The 13896-nt window shown below is 57.8% G+C and carries 13 protein-coding genes; 11 read left to right on the plus strand and 2 right to left on the minus strand.

Features of this window, described 5'->3' with window-relative positions:
- Window positions 1-26: 26 nt before the first annotated feature.
- The 5 genes from dnaK (at window position 27) to mtaB (ending at window position 6228) form a co-directional block, all read left to right on the plus strand.
- Window positions 27-1862 carry a molecular chaperone DnaK gene (dnaK, locus tag EL26_RS07305; RefSeq protein WP_038086191.1) on the plus strand — a complete coding sequence of 612 codons (1836 nt, stop codon included), beginning with the start codon at window positions 27-29 and terminating at the stop codon, window positions 1860-1862.
- A 17-nt stretch (window positions 1863-1879) separates the two neighbouring features.
- Complete coding sequence (gene dnaJ, locus EL26_RS07310) at window positions 1880-2995, plus strand: molecular chaperone DnaJ (RefSeq protein WP_038086192.1); 1116 nt, start codon at window positions 1880-1882, stop codon at window positions 2993-2995.
- A gap of 151 nt (window positions 2996-3146) precedes the next feature.
- Window positions 3147-4082: a 50S ribosomal protein L11 methyltransferase gene (gene prmA / locus EL26_RS07315; RefSeq protein ID WP_038086194.1), complete on the plus strand. Its 936-nt coding sequence runs from the start codon at window positions 3147-3149 to the stop codon at window positions 4080-4082.
- Between the two features lie 18 nt (window positions 4083-4100).
- A complete protein-coding gene (locus EL26_RS07320) occupies window positions 4101-4844 on the plus strand; it encodes a 16S rRNA (uracil(1498)-N(3))-methyltransferase (protein ID WP_038086196.1) in 744 nt (247 codons plus the stop codon).
- Between the two features lie 4 nt (window positions 4845-4848).
- Window positions 4849-6228, plus strand: coding sequence for a tRNA (N(6)-L-threonylcarbamoyladenosine(37)-C(2))-methylthiotransferase MtaB (gene mtaB / locus EL26_RS07325; RefSeq protein ID WP_038086198.1), 1380 nt, complete (start codon window positions 4849-4851; stop codon window positions 6226-6228).
- 108 nt (window positions 6229-6336) lie between these two features.
- Here mtaB and EL26_RS07330 read toward each other — a convergent pair whose 3' ends face one another.
- Window positions 6337-7131 (minus strand): coiled-coil domain-containing protein, encoded by a 795-nt coding sequence (locus EL26_RS07330; RefSeq protein ID WP_038086200.1) that lies wholly within the window; start codon window positions 7129-7131, stop codon window positions 6337-6339.
- A gap of 300 nt (window positions 7132-7431) precedes the next feature.
- Here EL26_RS07330 and deoC point away from each other — a divergent pair, with 300 nt between their 5' ends.
- Entirely contained in the window at window positions 7432-8097 is a 666-nt protein-coding gene (gene deoC / locus EL26_RS07335) for a deoxyribose-phosphate aldolase (RefSeq protein WP_038086365.1), read from the plus strand.
- A 191-nt stretch (window positions 8098-8288) separates the two neighbouring features.
- Here deoC and EL26_RS07340 read toward each other — a convergent pair whose 3' ends face one another.
- On the minus strand, window positions 8289-9224 hold the full coding sequence (locus EL26_RS07340; RefSeq protein WP_038086202.1) for a Na/Pi cotransporter family protein: 936 nt from the start codon (window positions 9222-9224) through the stop codon (window positions 8289-8291).
- A 59-nt stretch (window positions 9225-9283) separates the two neighbouring features.
- On the opposite strand from EL26_RS07340, the gene EL26_RS07345 reads away from it, so the two are divergent.
- The 5 genes from EL26_RS07345 to floA all read left to right on the plus strand — a co-directional run bounded on the left by EL26_RS07345 (window position 9284) and on the right by floA (window position 13886).
- Window positions 9284-10495: a class I SAM-dependent rRNA methyltransferase gene (locus EL26_RS07345; protein WP_038086204.1), complete on the plus strand. Its 1212-nt coding sequence runs from the start codon at window positions 9284-9286 to the stop codon at window positions 10493-10495.
- Window positions 10496-10746: 251 nt separating this feature from the next.
- Window positions 10747-10923: a 30S ribosomal protein S21 gene (gene rpsU / locus EL26_RS07350; RefSeq protein ID WP_038086206.1), complete on the plus strand. Its 177-nt coding sequence runs from the start codon at window positions 10747-10749 to the stop codon at window positions 10921-10923.
- Between the two features lie 16 nt (window positions 10924-10939).
- Window positions 10940-11383 (plus strand): GatB/YqeY domain-containing protein, encoded by a 444-nt coding sequence (locus EL26_RS07355; RefSeq protein WP_038086208.1) that lies wholly within the window; start codon window positions 10940-10942, stop codon window positions 11381-11383.
- 127 nt (window positions 11384-11510) lie between these two features.
- Window positions 11511-12857 (plus strand): NfeD family protein, encoded by a 1347-nt coding sequence (locus tag EL26_RS07360; RefSeq protein WP_052036107.1) that lies wholly within the window; start codon window positions 11511-11513, stop codon window positions 12855-12857.
- A gap of 27 nt (window positions 12858-12884) precedes the next feature.
- On the plus strand, window positions 12885-13886 hold the full coding sequence (floA, locus tag EL26_RS07365; protein WP_038086210.1) for a flotillin-like protein FloA: 1002 nt from the start codon (window positions 12885-12887) through the stop codon (window positions 13884-13886).
- Window positions 13887-13896 lie beyond the last annotated feature (10 nt).

Consider the following 13896-nt stretch of genomic DNA (forward strand, 5'->3'; position numbering starts at 1 on the left):
CATAGATCCTACAGGAGGGAAATTACATGTCTAAAGTAATCGGTATTGACCTTGGCACCACCAACTCTTGCGTAGCAGTTATGGAAGGCGGCGAACCTGTCGTCATCCCGAACGCGGAAGGCAACCGCACCACTCCGTCCGTTCTCGGCATGAAAAACGGCGAGCGTCTCGTCGGCGACGTCGCGAAGCGCCAAGCGGTCACCAACCCGGACAACACCGTTATCTCCATCAAGCGCTATATGGGCACCAACCACAAAGAAACCGTGGAAGGCAAAGAATACACCCCGCAAGAAATTTCCGCGATGATCCTGCAAAAGCTCAAGTCTGACGCAGAAGCGTACCTCGGGGAGTCCGTCACCCAAGCGGTCATCACCGTTCCGGCGTACTTCAACGACTCCCAGCGTCAAGCGACCAAGGACGCAGGCAAAATCGCCGGTCTGGAAGTTCTGCGCATCGTCAACGAGCCGACCGCAGCAGCGCTCGCGTACGGCTTGGATAAGGAAGAAGACCAAACCATCCTCATCTACGACCTCGGCGGCGGTACGTTCGACGTCTCGATCCTCGAACTGGGCGACGGCGTATTCGAAGTGAAGGCAACTTCCGGCAACAACAAACTCGGCGGCGACGACTTCGACGACAAAATCATCGACTTCCTCGTCGACACCTTCAAGAAAGAAAACGGCATCGACCTCTCCAAAGACAAGATGGCGATGCAACGCCTGAAAGACGCAGCGGAAAAAGCGAAAAAAGAACTCTCCGGCGTCACCGCAACCACCATCTCCCTGCCGTTCATCTCGATGACCGCAGAAGGCCCGAAACACTTGGAAGTCAACTTGACCCGTGCGAAGTTCGAAGAGATGACCGCAGACCTCGTGGAAGCGACCATGGTTCCGACCCGCCAAGCGCTCAAAGACTCCGGCCTCTCCCTCAACGAAATCGACAAAGTGGTCCTCGTCGGCGGCTCCACCCGCATCCCGGCAGTTGTCGAAGCGGTGAAGAAACTGACCGGCAAAGAACCGTCCAAGGGCGTTAACCCGGACGAAGTCGTTGCCATCGGTGCAGCAATCCAAGGCGGCGTCCTCACCGGCGAAGTCAAAGACGTCGTTCTGCTCGACGTCACCCCGCTCTCCCTGGGCATCGAAACGATGGGCGGCGTCATGACCCGCATGATCGAGCGCAACACCACGATCCCGACTTCGAAGACCCAAGTCTACTCCACGGCGGCAGACAACCAAACGGCGGTTGACATCCACGTTCTGCAAGGCGAGCGCGAATTCGCCCGCGACAACAAAACTCTCGGTCGTTTCCAACTGACCGACATCCCGCCGGCACCGCGCGGCGTCCCGCAAATCGAAGTCACCTTCGACATTGACGCCAACGGCATCGTCAACGTCTCCGCGAAAGACCTTGGCACCGGCAAGCAACACAAGATCACGATCACGTCGAACACCGGCCTCTCCGACGACGAAATCAACCGCATGGTCAAAGAAGCGGAAGCGAACGCGGACACCGATAAGAAGCGCCGCGAAGAAGTCGAAATCCGCAACTCCGCAGACTCGCTCGTCTACCAAACCGAGAAGACCCTCAAGGACCTCGAAGGCAAAGTCGACCAAGCGGAAGTTGACAAAGCGAACAGCGCCAAAGACGAGCTGAAAAAAGCGCTCGAAGGCACCGACGTCGAAGTCATCAAGTCCAAGTCCGAAGAGCTCTCCAACATCGTGCAACAGCTGTCCGTGAAACTCTACGAGCAAGCGGCACAAGCGCAACAAGCAGCTGAAGGAGCAGGCGCGGGTGCAACCGCCGGCGGCAAAGACGATGTCGTCGATGCAGACTACACCGTCGTGGACGAAGACAAGAAATAAGAAATGAGTGAGCGCTCGTGAGCAAACGAGATTATTATGAAGTCCTCGGGGTCGGCAAAGAAGCCTCCCCCGAGGAGATCAAAAAGGCGTATCGCAAACTTGCGCGCCAATACCACCCGGACGTGAACAAGGAAGACCCGAACGCAGGCGAGAAGTTCAAGGAAGTCACCGAAGCGTACGAGAACTTGTCCGACTCCGACAAGCGCGCCCGCTACGACCGCTTCGGCCACCAAGACCCGAACCAGTTCGGGGGCGGAGGCGGAGGCGGCGGGTTCGGCGACTTCGGAGACATCTTTGACATGTTCTTCGGCGGAGGCGGCGGCCGCGGCCAACGCAACGGTCCGCAGCGCGGGCAAGACTTGCAATACCAGATGCAAGTCGAGTTCAAGGAAGCGGCGTTCGGCGTCGAGAAAACGATCGAGATTCCCCGTTGGGAAGAGTGTGACACCTGCAACGGCTCCGGCGCGAAACCGGGCACCAACGTCTCCACCTGTCAGACTTGTAACGGCAGCGGGCAACAGGAACAGATCGTCAACACGCCGCTCGGCCGCATGGTCAACCGGACGACCTGCCGCACGTGCGGCGGTTCCGGCAAGAAGATCGAGCAAAAGTGCGGCAGCTGTCACGGTGAAGGCAAAGTCCGCCGCCGTCGTCAGATCAAAGTCAACGTCCCGGCGGGCGTTGACACGGGCAACCGCATCCGCATCTCCGGCGCCGGGGAAGCGGGCACCAAGGGCGGGCCGGCCGGCGACTTGTTCGTCGTCATCGTCGTGCGCGACCACGATTTCTTCGAGCGCGAGGGTTCGGACGTGCACTGCGAAGTGCCGTTGACGTTCGTGCAAGCGGCGCTTGGCGACGAGATCGAAGTGCCGACCATCGACGGCAAAGTGAAGCTGCGCATCCCGGAAGGCACGCAGACCGGCAAGGAGTTCCGCCTGCGCGGGCAGGGCATTCCGATGCTCAACCGCAACAGCATGCGGGGCGACCAGTATGTGCGCGTCGTCGTCGTCACCCCGACGTCGCTCACCGACAAACAAAAAGAACTGCTTCGCGATCTGGCCTCGACGATGGGCGAAGAAACCCACGAACAGCAACGCACGCTGTTCGACAAGTTGAAAGACTTGCTGCGCTAAGTTTTTATCAAAAATCCACAGGGTAGGAACCCGCGGTTTGCGGGCATCCTATCACCTGTGGATTTATTTTTGCAGGTATGGTATTTTTACTTTTGCATGTCAAAAAAATGCTTGTCAAAAATGGTCGAATGATCCCAAAGGGGGAAAATAGATGCAGTGGGCGGAAGTGCAAGTGGAGACCTCCTCGGACGCAGTGGAGGCGGTGTCGGCGATTTTGGAGAGATACGGGGCGAACGGTGTCGTGCTGGAAGACAGCAACGACTTGACCCGCACGTGGGAAGACCGCTATGGCGAAATTTACGGGCTGAACCCGGCCGATTTTCCGGAATCGGGCGTGCGCGTGAAGGCGTATGTGGCGCTGGAGATCTGGCAGGACGAGATGAAAGAGCAGATTGCAAGCGACCTCAAAGGCTTGCAGGAGCTCGGCATCGCCCCGGGTCCCGCGACGGTGCAAGTGCGCATCGCCGATGAGGAAGAATGGGCGAACGAGTGGAAAAAATACTACCACCCGGTGCAAGTGACCGACCGCTTGACGATCAAGCCGACGTGGGAAGAATATACTCCGCGCGAGGGCGAAGTGTTGATCGAACTCGACCCCGGCATGGCGTTTGGCACTGGCACGCATCCGACGACGAACTTGTGCATCCGCGTGTTGGATACGATCATCCAACCGGGCGACACGCTGGTCGACGTCGGCTGCGGCACGGGGATTCTCTCCATCGCCTGTGCGAAACTGGGGGCGGGAAGCGTGCTCGCTCTCGACCTCGACCCGGTGGCGGTGCAAGTGGCGCAAGAGAACGTCGAACTCAATCAGGTGGCGGACAAAATCACCGTCCGCGCCAACGATTTGCTCAAGGGCGTCGACGAGAAGTTTGACATCGTCGTCGCCAACATCCTCGCCGAGATCATCTTGCTGATGGTCGCCTCCGCGCGCGAGGTGCTCAAACCGGACGGCACGTTTATCACGTCGGGCATCATTTCCGAAAAAGCCGACCTCGTGCGCGCGGAGCTCGAAGCGCAAGGGTTCCGGGTTGTGGACAAAATCACGGAAGACGACTGGGTCGCTTTCGTCGCCAAACTGGCGTAACACAAAGGGGGGTCCTCTGTGCAACGGTATTTCGTACAGCCGGACGCAATCGCGGACGGACGCGTCACGATCACGGGGGACGATGTCAAGCACATCGTCCGGGTCATGCGCATGGAAGCGGGAGAGGAAGTCATCGTCTGTGACGGCCTCGGCCGCGCCTTCCGCGTGGAGCTGACCGACCTCGGCGACAGTTCCGTCGAGGCGAACATCGTCGAAGAGCTCGCCCAATCTCCGGAACCCGCAGTAAAAATTACCTTGGCGCAAGGGCTGCCCAAGGGTGATAAAATGGAGTTGATCGTCCAAAAGGGCACCGAAGTCGGGATCGCCCGCTTCCTGCCTGTGGACATGGCGCGCTGCGTCGTGCAGTACGACGCCAAGAAGGAAGCCAAGCGCCGCGAGCGCTGGCAGAAAATCGCCAAAGAAGCGGCGGAGCAAGCCCATCGCAACTTGATCCCGTCGATTGGCGAACCGATGAGTTTCAAACAAGTGATGAGCTCTCTTGACGGATTCGACCTCGTAGTCGTACCCTACGAAGGAGAAAAAGCAAGGAGCTTGCGCGAAGTTTTGGCGGACGCTCCCGACGCCCGGCACATCTGCGTGCTGATCGGGCCGGAGGGCGGCATCGCCGATGCAGAGATTGAAACGGCTCTGAGCAAAGGGGCGTTGCCCGTGACGCTCGGACCTCGTATATTGCGCACGGAAACGGCCGGTTTGGTGGCCGCGACTTGCATTTACTATCACTATGGCGAGATGGGAGGTTGAACGAATGAGCACCGTTGCTTTTCACACGTTGGGTTGCAAAGTCAACTCGTATGATACCGAAGCGATCTGGCATCTGTTCCATGACAAAGGCTGGACGCAAGTGGATTTTGAGGACATGGCCGACTGCTATATCATCAACACTTGCACCGTCACCAACACGGGGGATAAGAAATCCCGCCAGATGATCCGCCGCGCGATTCGCCGCAACCCGGACGCGACCATCGTTGTCACGGGCTGTTACGCACAGGTGGCACCGGATGAAATTTTGGAGATTCCGGGTGTTGACCTCGTCATCGGGACGCAGGGTCGGGAGAAGATTCTGGAGTATGTGGAACGCGCGCAAGAGGAGAAGAACCCGTTTAAAGTGGTGTCTTCCGTTCGCAAACAGCGCGAGTTCGAGGAATTGGACGTGCCGTACTTCAACGACCGCACCCGCGCGTCGCTGAAGATTCAGGAAGGATGTAACAACTTCTGCACGTTCTGTATTATCCCGTACTCCCGCGGCTTCATTCGCAGCCGTCAGCCGGAGAACGTGATCCGCCAAGCGAAGAAACTGGTGGAAGCGGGCTATTACGAGATCGTCCTGACCGGGATTCACACCGGCGGGTACGGCGACGACTTGGAGAACTACAACCTCGCCGACCTGCTGCGCGAGTTGGAAGAGAAAGTGCCGGACCTGCGCCGCATCCGCATCTCGTCGATCGAAGCGTCGGAGCTCGATGACAAGATGATCGAAGTGATGACGAACTCCAAGAAGATCGTTCGTCACCTTCACATTCCGCTGCAAGCCGGATCGAACCGCGTGTTGGACCGCATGAACCGCAAGTACACCATCGAGGAGTTTGCGGAAGCGCTGCGCAAAGTGCGCGGGGCGTTGGGCGATGTGGCGATCACGTCGGACGTGATCGTCGGCTTCCCGGGCGAGACGGTCGAAGACTTTGAATGCACGTACAACTTCATCAAGGACCAGGAGTTTGCCGACTTGCATGTCTTCCCGTACTCCCGCCGCAACTTCACGCCGGCCGCGAAGTACAAGGACCAACTGACCGAGCGCGAGAAGGAAGCGCGCGTGAACCGACTGATTCAGTTGGCGAACACGCTGCAAGTGAAATACTCGACTCGTTTCTTGGGCGATGTGTTGGAAGTGATTCCGGAAGAGCGCGACGAGAACGGGCAGTTGATCGGGTACACCGACAACTACATCAAAGTCGCGTTTGACGGCGGCGATGAACTGCTCGGCGAAGTGTGCGCCGTGCGCCTCGACGCAGCCGGTCCGGAAGTGTCGAACGGCATGTTCGTGGAGCGCCTGACCTTCACGGAAAAACAGGCGGCTCCGATCGAGGAAGGCCCGTTTGCGGGCGCGATGGAGTTGGAAGTGCTGTAAGAGGGTAAAAACGAATGAATCCCCCGGACAGGAGACTGTGCGGGGGATTTTTTTGTGTTTTTTACGTGCAGATGGAGTAGGGGACGAAGAGCGACGGGCGACGAGGGGTTATTTCGAGAGTTGGTGGATGAGGCGGTTTTGTTGTTTGGAGCGTTTCCAGAGTTGTTTTTGGCTGAGACGGACTTCGTGGAGCATCTCTTCGTGTTGGTAGACTTTGTGCAGGGTGAACTCTTCGGATTGGCGGAGTTCGTACACGTCATGGTCGTGTTCGAGCACCATCCCGACCATCGTGTTCCAATCCTCCGACATCTCCCGCACCACTCCGACGATCTCGCGAAGGGGATCTTTTTCGAACAAGCCCTTCACCGCGTCTTGGACGGCGGTTTGCACCGCTTCTTTCAAGTCGTCCTTGGTGACCATGACATGCTTGATGATCGCTATGTCTTCTTGTAACTGGTTCTGATTAGTCTCCAATTGATCAATCTTCGTCTCAAACTTGTCCATCTTGACCTCGAACCGATCCATTCGTCCTTCGAATTTATCCATTCGATTATCAAACTTATCCATCCGATCATAGATCCCGGCTTCGAACTGGCACATCCGAGTTTCCATCTTAGCCTCGTACTGGTCCATCCGGTTTTCCATCTTGGTTTCAAACTGTTCGATCCGGGTTTCCATCTTGGCTTCGAACTGGTCTAACCTGCTTTCGATCTTCTCTTCGAAGTTGTCCATTCGAATGGAAAGGCCGTCAATTTGACCTTGCATGCGGCATTGACTTGCTTCCATCCGCTCCATCCGTTTGTCCAGCCCTGTGATCTGTGCGCCCTGGTATTCGGAACGCTCCAGCAGCACGCGCAGAATTTGGTTCATCTCCGACAGTTGGGTCTCGATGTTGGGTTGCATCGGGTTTCTCATCCTCTCTCAATTCTTCAACTGCGTAATAACTTGTCCGCATTTGAAACGTTACCACAACTTCAAAACCCTTGCCTAGCCCTTAAATGAATTCCCCGGATTCTCAACCTCTGCTGTTGGGCAAAATATGCTATAGTGAATAAGATTGTGGCAACACCTCTCGTTTTTACCACCTGTTTTTAACGCTAGGAGGAACCCTGCATGCAACAAATCATCGAATCTGCACGCGCCGCCGTCCGCGACGCGATCGGCTTTACCCACGAACCGACCGGCACCTTCACCCAAATCCCGGTGGAGAAAGTCGCTTCGATCATCGACCACACCCTGCTCAAACCGGAAGCCACCCCGGAGCAGATCGACAAACTCTGCGCCGAAGCCGCACAATACAAGTTTGCCTCCGTCTGCGTCAACCCGGTCTACGTCGCCCGCTGCGCCAAAAATCTCGCGGGCACCGACGTGAAAGTCTGCACCGTCATCGGGTTCCCGCTGGGCGCAAACACCAAGGAAGTCAAGGCGTTTGAAGCCCAAAACGCCGTCGCAAACGGCGCGCACGAAGTCGACATGGTCATCTCCAACGGCCTGCTTCGCGCCGGCGACATCAAAGCGGTCTACGAAGAGATCAAAGCGGTCGTCGACGCCGTCCCGAACACGCTGACCAAAGTGATCATCGAAACGTCGCTGCTCACCGACGAGCAAAAAGCGATCGCGTCCTTGCTCACGGTCGCCGCAGGTGCCGATTTCGTCAAAACGTCCACCGGCTTCTCGACCGGCGGCGCAACGGCAGAGGACGTCGCGCTCATGCGCGCTGTCGTCGGCCCGAACACGGGCGTGAAAGCATCGGGCGGCATCCGTTCGCTTGCCGACGCCAAAGCGGTCATGGAAGCAGGCGCCGACCGTCTCGGCTGCTCCGCCGGCGTCGCCATCGTCCAAGGACAAGTCTCCCAAGAGAACTACTAAGGCACATAAGAAAAAAGCTCCCGTCCGCCAAAGGATCGGGAGCTCCCTACATAACCAGATTCTCTACGCCTGCTTAACCAAAAGCTCCCAACCGCCAAGCGAACGAGAGCTTTCTACGATTCGTGACGCATTGTGTCTGACAAAGCCACCATAGGAGCAGCAGAAGAGCTTTGTGCAGAGCGCGTGCGTGCCTATGCTTTTTTTTCCGGCATGATCCAGCAGATCAGCTTGGCAAACCATTTCGTGAACGGCCAAACCGCCAGCGACGAAATCAAGTTGAACAGCAGATGCGAAGTCGCCACCTGCACGCCGATGTCTCCGCCAAACCAGCGGCACAGCGCGGCAAACCCGCTGATGAACGGCAGGAACGCCGCACCGCCCAGCACGTTTAAGATCACGTGCGCGAGGGCGACCCGCTTGGCGCCCAGCGGCGTGCCGATGGCGGCGATCACCGACGTGACCGTCGTCCCGATGTTGTTGCCGATGATGATCGCAATCGCGCCGTCCAGATCGACCAACCCTTGAGACGCCAGTACAATCGTCAGCATCGTCGTCGCCGTGCTCGACGTGATCAGCGCCGTCAACACGGCTCCGGCCAAGACGCCGAGCAGCGGGTGGTTGGACGAATACGCCAACACCTCGCGAAACCACGGCATCCCGGAGAGCGGAGCCAGCGCGCGCTCGATCAGCTCCAGCGCCAAGAAGATCGCGCCGAACCCGAGCACCGCGAGGCCGATGTACTTGTACTTCCCGCGCAGGAACACCGACAGAATCACGCCGAGGATGATTGCCGGGAGAAACAGTTGCGAAACGCCGATCGACAGCACTTGCGTCGTCACCGTCGTTCCGACATTCGACCCGAGAATCACACCGAGCGAATCGGCAAACGTCATCGCGCCGGCGCTGACCAACCCGATCGAGATGATCGTCACGCCGGCGCTGGAATGAATCAACGCCGTCAACACCGTTCCGGTCAGCAACCCGCGGGTCGGCGTTTTCACAAAGCGTTTGATGATCTGCGGCAGGCGGTCGACCGCCATGCGCTCCATGCCGGTCCGCATGATCCACATCCCGGCGAGAAACCCGCCCAAGCCCAATCCCAGCAAGAGCAGGGATTTCCACAGCATACGTTCCACCTCCTGGGACAAACTCACATACTAACGTGTATGCGAAGGAGACAACTTCTATGGCAACCATCATTTTGAACAAAAAGCGCAAAAAGCGCCTCGAAGCAGGAAACCCGTGGGTCTTCAACAACGAAATCGACCGTATGGAAGGCGAAGCAGAGCCGGGCGAGATCGTCGATGTGCACGACCATCGCGGCGCGTTCCTCGCCCGTGGCTATTACAACCCGAAATCGCAAATCACCGTGCGCGTGATGACGTACACGCCGGGGCAGGAGATCGACCAGGAGTTTTTTACGAAGCGCGTGCAGGAGTGCTACAACTACCGCCGCCGCTTCGTGGATTCGGACTCGTTCCGCCTGATCTACGGCGAAGCGGACTTCTTGCCGGGCCTCGTCGTGGACAAGTTCGCCGACGTGCTTGTCCTGCAAATTCTGTCCTTGGGCATGGAGGTCCGCAAAGAGTTGATCCTGAACGCCCTCAAGGACGTGCTGAATCCGAAAGCGATCTACGAGCGCAGCGACGTCAGCGTCCGGAAACTGGAAGGCTTGGAAGAGCGCACGGGCCTGTTGCACGGGGAATTGGAAGGCGATGTGGTGATTGAAGAAAACGGTCTGAAAATGCTCGTCGACGTGGTCGGCGGGCAGAAGACCGGGTACTTTTTTGACCAGCGCGAAAACCGCGCGAGCATCCGCGACCTCGTCAAACAAAGCGTGGAGGGGGAAGCGGGGAAAGCGTCCGTCTTGGAATGCTTCTCGCACACCGGCTCGTTTACGGTGCACGCCGCCGCGTTCGGCGCACAGACCATCACGACGCTCGACATCTCCGAGCACGCCATCGACACGGCGATTCGCAACGTCGAGTTGAACGGATTTGAAGACAAAGCCGATTTCGAGTTCGTCGTGGCGGACGCGTTTGAACAGCTGCGCGAATGGGAGCGGGAAAAACGGCAGTGGGACGTCGTCATCCTCGACCCGCCGGCGTTTGCCAAAAACAAAGGCGCCGTGCCGGGCGCGATTCGCGGGTATAAGGAAATCAACTTGCGCGGGATGAAGTTGGTCAAGGAAGGCGGCTTCCTCGTCACGGCGTCCTGCTCGTACCATATGCACCCCGATCTGTTCCTCGAAACGATCGCCGACGCGGCGCTGGACGCCAGAAAAATTTTGCGGCTGGTGGAATATCGCACCGCCGGCAAGGACCATCCTAAATTACACGGGATGGAGGAGAACAACTACCTCAAATTTGCGGTGTTTGAAGTCCGAAGCCGCCGCTAATTGATGGAAAACATCCGGACGCGGGAGGAGAAAGCGATCTCCCCATCGAAGTATTGGAGTGCCAAAGAAGAACAACAGGCAGAAGAGTGTTTTACTTTTCATTGCTGTTGGCTTATAATGATTGGGTACTTCGTTGGGTCCCTCAGTTGACATAGTTTTACTTGGTATATTATAATGTTCTCTGACGGATTCTCGTTATTTGCCGTATGTTTTTCTCGGCTGATGTTGCTTGGCGGAGGGAGGGAAATCAAATGTCTGAAGTCAAGGTTCGTAAAAATGAATCTTTAGATAGCGCACTTCGTAGATTTAAGCGTGCAACCGCTAAGGATGGCATCCTCGCGGAAGTCAAAAAACGCAAACATTACGAAAAGCCCAGCGTAGCCCGCAAGAAAAAGTCCGAGGCTGCCCGCAAGAAGAAGAAATACTAAGGAGGACCTTTGAGTCATGAGTTTAACCGAACGTCTTACCAATGACATGAAACAGGCGATGAAGGACAAGGATAAAGTCCGCTTGTCGGTTATTCGCATGATTCGGACGGCGATGAAGAATCAGGAGATCGATTCGCAAAAACCGCTCTCCGACGAGGACATCATCACCATCATGAATCGCGAACTGAAACAACGACGCGATTCCCTCCAAGCTTTTGAAGCTGGCGGTCGTCAAGACCTGGTGGAGGACACTCAAGCCGAGATTGCCGTCTTGATTGAGTACCTCCCGGAGCAACTGTCCGAGGATGAAATCCGAACGATCGTGAAGGAAGTCGTCGCTTCGACAGGCGCAACTGGCAAGGCTGACATGGGCAAAGTCATGGCAGCTCTCATGCCTAAGGTGAAAGGCCGTGCGGATGGCAAGCTCGTGAACCAAGTGGTCTCACAAGAGCTTCAATAGAAAAGCTTAGAAACCATGCACTCGTTTGGGTGCATGGTTTTTTAATAGATTTTTTGTTGAAACTTTTTCCTCTCTTGTGCGTAGTAGAAGGTAGGAACGACTACTTTGGGAAGGGAGGTTCCCTCGTGTGAGATGGTTTCGGGTTGTCCTCCTCTTGATCTTCTGCTTGGCGTCGTTTGTGGTGTTGCCTGCGCAAGCGGAGCCGGAGAAGTCGGTTTTTGTGATTCCGGTGCAAAACGAGATTGAAACCGGGTTGGCGGCGACGCTTCAACACGCGTTTCAAGAAGCGGACCAAAGCGGCGCCGAGGCGATCGTGCTCGACATCAACACGCTGGGCGGGCGGATCGACGCCGCCGTGGACATCGCCGATCAGATCCGCTCGTCGAAAGTGCCGGTGATCGCCTACATTCGCGGGCAAGCGATTTCCGCGGGGGCGTATCTCGCGATGAACGCCACGCACATCGCGATGGCCCCCGGCTCGACGATCGGCGCCGCCGAAGTGCGCAACACGGACGGATCGACGGTCGATCCGAAAGTGGTGGCGTTTTGGCGGTCGGAGATGACGGCGGCGGCGGAGTTTCACGGGCGGGATGAGAAGCTCGCGGTCGGCATGGTCGACCGCAACACGGAAATCCCCGGCGTGAAAGAGCGCGGCGAACTCGTGTCGCTCTCCGCTCAGCAGGCGGTCGACCACAAGATCGCCGACGGGCTGTACCCGACGCTTCAAGATGCGTTGAAACACTACGGCTACGACGGATTCTCCATTCAAAACTTCCAGCCGTCGCTCGCGGAGAAGATCGCCCGCTTCGTCACCAAGCCTTCGGTGATCCCGTTGCTCTTGATCGTCGGCTTGATCGGGCTGGGAGCGGAGTTGCTGTTGCCCGGTCACCTCGTGCCGGGGCTGATCGGGGCCGGGTGTCTCGGGTTGTACTTCTTCGGCAGCATGGTCGCCGGGTTTGCCGGTTGGGAAGCGGTGATTCTGTTCCTCGCCGGGATCGTGTTCTTGGTGGCGGAGATCTTCGTCGCCGGATTCGGCATCCTCGGGACCGCCGGCGTGCTCTCGATCGGCACCGCCGTCGTCATGGCGGCGTACGACACGACGTACGGATTGAAAGTCATGCTGATCGCGATGGCGCTGGCGGCGGTCGTGATGGGCGTGCTGTTTAAGTACTTCGGGCATCTCGGCGTCTGGAACCGCTTGATCCACAAAGACGCGCAGGAAAAAGCGGCAGGGTACGTGCCGGGCCGCAATTTGCGCCACATGCTCTACCAGATCGGCCGCACGGTGACGCCGCTGCGCCCGTCAGGCACGGCCGTTTTTAACGGGCAGCGGTTTGATGTGGTCAGCGACGGGGCGTTTGTGCCGGTGGAGACGGACGTGCAGATCGTGCTGATCGAAGGCACGCGCATCGTCGTCAAAGCGAAGCAGAGCGAGCCCAATACGGTGATTCAGAGAGTGCCGGAAACAGAGTAAAGTTTGAGGGAAAGGGTGTTTTTTTACATGGACGCAGCTACTGTCGGATTGTTGGTCCTCATCGCGCTCGGCCTGATCGTGTTGGCCGTCATCTTCACGTTCATCCCGGTTGCGCTGTACATTTCCGCGTGGGCGGCCGGAGTTCGCATCTCGATTTTCAACTTGATCGGGATGCGCTTGCGCCGGGTCATTCCGTCGCGCATCGTCAACCCGATGATCAAAGCGCACAAAGCAGGGTTGCCGATCTCCACGAACCAACTGGAAAGTCACTTCCTCGCAGGCGGCAACGTCGACCGCGTCGTCAACGCGCTGATCGCGGCCGAGCGCGCCGACATCCACTTGCCGTTTGAACGCGCGGCGGCGATCGACCTCGCGGGACGAAACGTTTTGGAAGCGGTGCAGATGTCGGTCAACCCGCGCGTCATCGAAACGCCGATCGTCGCGGCGGTGGCAAAGGACGGGATCGAAGTGAAAGTGCGCGCCCGCGTGACGGTTCGCGCCAACATCGACCGCCTCGTCGGGGGCGCCGGGGAAGAGACGATTCTCGCCCGCGTCGGCGAAGGGATCGTGACGACGATCGGTTCCGCCGAATCGCACAAAAACGTCTTGGAGAACCCGGACGCAATTTCCCAGACGGTGCTGTCCAAGGGGCTTGATGCCGGGACGGCGTTTGAAATTCTCTCCATCGACATCGCCGACGTGGACATCGGCAAAAACATCGGGGCGCAGCTGCAAACCGACCAAGCGGAAGCCGACAAACGCATCGCCCAAGCGAAAGCGGAAGAGCGCCGCGCGATGGCGGTCGCCCGCGAGCAAGAGATGAAAGCGTACGTCGAAGAGATGCGCGCCAAAGTCGTGGAAGCGGAAGCGGAAGTGCCGCACGCGATGGCGGAAGCGCTGCGCGGCGGGAAGCTGGGCGTCATGGACTACTTGAACCTTCAGAACCTCAACGCCGACACCGACATGCGCCAAGCGCTCGCCAAAGTCGGCGATGACGACGAGCCGATCAAGGACATTACGAAAAAGTAGGTGATCTTCC

This window comes from Tumebacillus flagellatus (genome assembly GCF_000714935.1).
Taxonomy (GTDB): Bacteria; Bacillota; Bacilli; order Tumebacillales; family Tumebacillaceae; genus Tumebacillus; species Tumebacillus flagellatus.